We start from the raw sequence: 5,502 nt of genomic DNA, 5'->3' as shown, positions 1-5,502 counted from the left end.
CTTAATCGCTTCGATGTGGTGTAGAACTAAAGACCAAAAAATTAAAGAAGCTTTGGAAGATAGATTAACAACTACGCATATAGCTAATGAAAAATCCACATCTCTTCATTTAGCAGCAGAAAGCAATAACTTTCCAGTGGTAGAAAAGTTATTGATGAATGGAGAAAATATCAATAGCGAAGACTCTGAAGGCTGGACACCCTTAATTGCCGCGGCTTGCCAGGGTCATGTTGAAATGGTGGAATACCTATTGGAAAGAGGAGCCCACGTTAATAAAACGGGTAAAACAGGCCTTAGTGCCTATTGCCACCTATTGTCTCAGATAGGTGAATGCTCTAAAAATCCCAAAATGGAAAGCCGTATCAATAAGGTTGAAAAGGTTTTAATAGAGAAAGGAATTGATACAGATCTTTCCAATGGTTTTAAATGGATGTTCCGACGCCATGCAGAAAGGTTTTAAAACTTTTACTTTTGCATTCTCTGCAGCCTTTCTACCACCACCTCAATCTTTGGCCTTGCTGATGGGGCGGGGTCACACATTTCTATGATAAGCTCTTCTAAATCACCCCTCGCTTTTTGTTTTAGTTTTTCTAGGTCCTCTTTATAACCTGCCTCCGTTAAGTAGAAGGTAAGTGGAATAGGGTCCCTACCCACCTTCCAGGGAGCAGATCCATGGCTGATAAACATTTCTAGCAAACTGACCCCTAGCGCATAGACATCTGCAGGTCTAGCATCCTCAACATGCTCTTCCTCTGAATATTCTGGTGGGATATAACCTGGCGTGCCTAAGGAAACTTCTCTCTTGCTGGCGTCGCTATTCTTGTGAACAGTATCAAAATCCCCTACAACAGCCTCTACTGCTTCCGGATTGGAGGGATCCCATTGCAAGAAGATGTTTTCAGGCTTAAGATCCCGATGAACCCATCCTTTCTCATGCATTATTTGAATTCCTTGTGCAAGTTGAAGGGCTATTTTAGCATGCAGTTGCTTGTGAAGCTGATTGCTTTTAATAAAAGAGAACACCTTTTCACCAGAAAAGGGGTAATACTTAGATATAAAAGCCTCCTTGCGTCCCCCTGCTTTTTGGGCACTCCAGATAGAAACAGGTTTTTTAGGCATTGATTTCCATGCCACATGTTCCATTTGACAAATGTGCGGTTGGCCTTTTACATCCTCTATAAATTGGATTATATTTACTCTCTCTACCTCATCAAGAGGCTCGAATAAGACCCCTCTGACTTTGATTTCTTTAGTGTCTATATCTTGCATTAACTTAGCTCTTTTATATCCCCCTTTACCCAGTAAACCTGCTTTTAATTCATTTCCAATGCGCATCCATTCTTCTTTTTTCAGGTGAACTGCAATCTTCCCGTCAGGGTAAACAGTATATGAGTGCGTCAATCCTGCTCCTTTAGCACTAATTTTCGTAATTAAATCCCTGGGGCTTTTCTTTAGAATTTCCTTCAAACTAACAATATCTTGTTCAATAGCCTTAAAGTCAAATCGCTTTGATTCCTCGCCCATCATTTTTAATGGCTGGCTAATTTGCCCTTCTACTGTAGCAAGCTCTGTAGGGTGATTAGATTCTACATCTGCATCTAACGCTAGGTTTTCTAATATTTTATCTAATTCCTCACTAAGCTGCTCTGAATCACTTTGGGATAAGTTTGTTTCTAATAGAAACGGATTTGTTTGGGATTCCTCTACTCTTGAAGCAATCTTTCTAGCTTCATCGATCTTTTTCTCTAAGTTACCAACTTGTAAATGTAGCTCTCTTCCCCATAGGGATGATTTAAAATTTCCCTTATCTAATATTTTCACAAGATCGCTATGTTCCTTGCTAATCATATTCAAATCTTCTAAACTCAGATTTTCTTCTAGCGTTTGATTTAAACGATATAACTCCTCCTCAATCTCACTAAGAGCGGCTGCTTCCTTGGTAGAGTCTGAATTTACTATAAATTCTTCAACCACAGCTTCTGTTTCTTTCTCTTTACCTTTCATCTTTCTTCTTATTTCTTTTTCTTCAGGTGTCATAAAGGCTAGAGGAATGGTTATTTTTCCAGGGGTAGCTTTACCAGGCTGGGATGGTTGCCCTTCATGGGTTTTTTCAAAAACCCTTCTCAATTTTTCAACATTTAGAGACCTTGCAGGCCCTTTGGCCTCCTCGCTCGCTGAGATAATTTCTTTCGACGGAGGCTTTTCTTCGAGCTTTTGAGGCTTATTTGATTTCTGTTCTGGCTTTGTCCTTTGAAGGAGACCTCTTTCGGAAGGCCTGTTTAAGAAATAATCGATCTTCGCCAGGATTTCTTTAGCTTTTTCGCTTACCTTTACTTGCCCCGGCATCTTTCTCTCCCTGGATACTTGCTCTCTAGTAGTAGCAGGTTGAGATGCTTTTTCTTCCCAAAAATTTAAAACTTTACCATAGTCATTATTCATAACTATCCTTTACTAATTTTTATTAAAAAACAAATTCACCAACAATTTAATTATAAATTATAAATTTAATTATTAAAACATTTGTTTATTAAAATTAAAAACAAATAAATGTAAGTTATTAAATAAAAACAACAAAAACTGTTTTAATTAAAATAAAAAATAAATAATTTAAAAGAAGAAACCTTAATAGTATTTATGAAAAATTAAATAACAACCATTTAAGTTATTAATAATTACAACTTTTTTTTAAACATATATTTTTATAAAAAAAATGATTTAAAAATAATAAACATTTAAATTAAATAATTCTTATTTACACGCATCAACTGACAATTAGACTTCTGGAAAAAGCGAATTATTAGCCTAAAAGGACAACTTAAACAGAATTTCAGAAAGAATTTGAAATAACCAATGATCCAAAAATGCTAGCTGAATATGCTAAGCTAAATGGTTGCTATATGATCAAAAAAGGCTTTACTTGCGAAGAAGTGAGCAAGCAAGAAGTGCATAATTGGCATAAAGATTTAGCTAAAATGGGACTAGGTTTTAAAATGGTAAAAAGAGACCTAGAAATACAGCAATCTACTTTCGTAAGGAGCTAAAACAAAAAGCGGAGGTAGATTTAAAAAGGCTCTTTATAGAATGGGCGACGTTGGCCCATTATTATTATTATTATTATTATTATTAACGATTGATAAAGTGGTAGAAAAGCTGCAGAGCATGTAAAAGCAAAATTTTTAAAATCCTTTCGCATGGCGTTGGGCCATCCATCTAAAACCATTGGAAAGGTCGGTGTCAATTCCTTTCTCTATTAATAATTGCTTAACTTTTTTAATACGTTTTTCCATGTTAGGGTTTTTAGAGCATTTACCTTGTCGAGATAATAGATGACAATAAGCGTTAAGGCCTGTTTTACCCGTTTTATTAACGTAGGCTCCTCTTTCCAACAGGTATTCCACCATTTCAGCATGACCTTGGCATGCTGCGGCAATTAAGGGTGTCCAGCCTTCAGCGTCTTCGCTATTGATATTTTCTCCATTCATCAATAGCTTTTCTACCACTGAAAAGTTATTGCTTTCTGCTGCTAAATGAAGAGATGTGGATTTTTCATTGGCTATATGCGTGGTTGTTAATCTATCTTCCAAAACTTCTTTAATTTTCTGGTCTTTAGTTCTGCACCATAGAGAAGCAATTAAGTGGGGATCTACATTTTCTTGCTTTAGATAATCGATGAGTGTGGCAAAACGATCGGCTTGACTCCATTTTTTATATTTTATTTTTTCATTTTCTATCCCTTCTAAAATAAATCCTCCGCGTAAAGCTAGTTTGGCTACAGACCAAGAACAGAACCCTCCTTTTTGAAGGGTAGTAGGAATATAGTGGTCGTGAATAAGGCCAAGCTCTTTATCCACACCTTTTTCAAAATAAGTTATTAATACATTCGTGTTCAGTAACCTATGAATGTATTCAATATTAATCTTAGAAGGATCAGGTATTTTATAAACATGTAGGCCAGTGGGTAGGTCTTCATGAAGTCCTTTATTAAGCTTGGCTAGACGGTTGCCTTTAATGAGAAAACCATAAATGTGGCCGGCTCTAGATAAACTAAATAGCAAAGGTAAAAAAATTGTTTTACCTTGATGATAGGCGTCTAAAAGAATTTGATCCTTTGTATAAGGATTTTTTTCAACTTTTAGGATCATTTCAATAATAGGAAGGATTACCTCCTGCTCAGTAACATCTAGATGCTGTTTAAGGGAAGTATAAAGAGCGTGAAAAGTAATGCGGTGATCAGAACCTTCTAAGTCAAAAGACTGCCCATTTATTTGGCTTTTACCGACAATACCAAATCGATGAGCCATAAGTTTAATATGGCAGATGGAAGCTAAGTTAGGATTATACTTATAAAGTATATCCGCAGCTTCTTGATTATCTGTGGCTTGGGCTATTCCCCATACGGTTTCTAGCCTTTTTGAGAGTACAATTCCTTTAGCTTTGTATGCATATAAATGCTTTTCTAAAATGGTATTACTGCGTGCTAGAAGCAATTTAATCAGCCGGCCACATAGAGTACCCTGGACCATGTCGTAAAGTTCAGGATTTTGTAACATCTTGTGGACCTCGGGGGAAATCTCAGACACAGGAATTTCAGGTGAAATCTTTGATAGAGGAGCGGGGGAGAGATTTTGAACTTGCATAAGGTTAAACCTTTCTTTAATGTTTTATAAAGCTAATAGCAAAGCTTTCATTATTTAACAATCTAATCAATCCTAGGAAATATTGATGTTTTATTATTAGCAAGTAGCTATAGCCAAGCGTTTATAGGCTATCCTTGCTTTCCAAGCTTTAATTGTAAGCGGTCACGGGGATTATCAATTATTTTTTAATAAGTAAAACAATTTCTAGAGTTCATATTTACTTAATCATATAATGGTAAAAAAAGACCTGGAAATACAGTAATCTACTTTCATAAGGAGCTGAAACAAAAAGCGGAGGTAGATTTAGAAAGGCTCATCATAGAAATGTGCAACTCCTGCCCCAAGAACAAGGCCAACGATTAATGAAGTGGTAGAAAAACTGCAGAGCATATAAAAGCAAAATTTTTAAAACCTTTCTGCATGGCGCCGTGCCATCCATCTAAAACCATTGGAAAGGTCGGTGTCAATTCCTTTCTCTATTAAAACCTTTTCAACCTTATTGATACGGCTTTCCATTTTAGGATTTTTAGAGCATTCACCTATCTGAAACAATAGGTGGCAATAGGCACTAAGGCCTATTTTGCCCGTTTTATTAACATGAGCTCCTTTCTCCAGCAGATATTCCACCATTTCCACATGACCCTGGCAAGCCGCGGCAATTAAGGGTGTCCAGCCTTCATCATCTTCGCTATGGATATTTTCTCCATCCATCAATAGCTTTTCTACCACCGAAAAGTTATTGCTTTCTGCTGCTAAATGAAGAGAGGTGGATTTTTCATTAGCTATATGCGTAGTTGTTAATCTATCTTCCAAAGCTTCTTTAATTTTTTGGTCTTTAGTTCTACACCACATCGAAGCGATTAAG

Annotated in this window: 5 protein-coding genes; 2 read left to right on the top strand and 3 right to left on the bottom strand. The window is 36.5% G+C overall.

Annotated features, from left to right (window positions below; all coding sequences use genetic code 11):
* A partial coding sequence (locus NEOC65_RS05145) for an ankyrin repeat domain-containing protein (protein WP_213155978.1) occupies positions 1-460 on the top strand: 460 nt, incomplete at its 5' end.
* Between the two features lie 5 nt (positions 461-465).
* Here NEOC65_RS05145 and NEOC65_RS05140 read toward each other — a convergent pair.
* Entirely contained in the window at positions 466-2,439 is a 1,974-nt protein-coding gene (locus NEOC65_RS05140) for a protein kinase domain-containing protein (protein WP_213155977.1), read from the bottom strand.
* Positions 2,440-2,861: 422 nt separating this feature from the next.
* Between NEOC65_RS05140 and NEOC65_RS05135 the strand changes: the two genes are divergently transcribed.
* Entirely contained in the window at positions 2,862-3,041 is a 180-nt protein-coding gene (locus tag NEOC65_RS05135) for a hypothetical protein (protein ID WP_213152460.1), read from the top strand.
* 135 nt (positions 3,042-3,176) lie between these two features.
* Here the strand turns inward: NEOC65_RS05135 and NEOC65_RS05130 are convergent, their stop codons facing one another.
* On the bottom strand, positions 3,177-4,637 hold the full coding sequence (locus NEOC65_RS05130) for an ankyrin repeat domain-containing protein (RefSeq protein WP_213155976.1): 1,461 nt from the start codon (positions 4,635-4,637) through the stop codon (positions 3,177-3,179).
* Positions 4,638-5,042: 405 nt separating this feature from the next.
* A partial coding sequence (locus tag NEOC65_RS05125; RefSeq protein WP_213155975.1) for an ankyrin repeat domain-containing protein occupies positions 5,043-5,502 on the bottom strand: 460 nt, incomplete at its 5' end.

It is taken from the genome of Neochlamydia sp. AcF65 (assembly GCF_018342435.1).
GTDB lineage: Bacteria > Chlamydiota > Chlamydiia > Chlamydiales > Parachlamydiaceae > Neochlamydia.
Note: the sequence above shows the minus strand (reverse complement) of the source record. Positions and strands in the feature narration are given on the sequence as shown.

Bases quoted from the DNA above. Each gene is read 5' to 3' on its own strand.
- NEOC65_RS05140 (WP_213155977.1), bottom strand. From the start codon at position 2,439: ATGAATAATGACTATGGTAAAGTTTTAAATTTTTGGGAAGAAAAAGCA.
- NEOC65_RS05135 (WP_213152460.1), top strand. From the start codon at position 2,862: ATGCTAGCTGAATATGCTAAGCTAAATGGTTGCTATATGATCAAAAAA.
- NEOC65_RS05130 (WP_213155976.1), bottom strand. From the start codon at position 4,637: ATGCAAGTTCAAAATCTCTCCCCCGCTCCTCTATCAAAGATTTCACCT.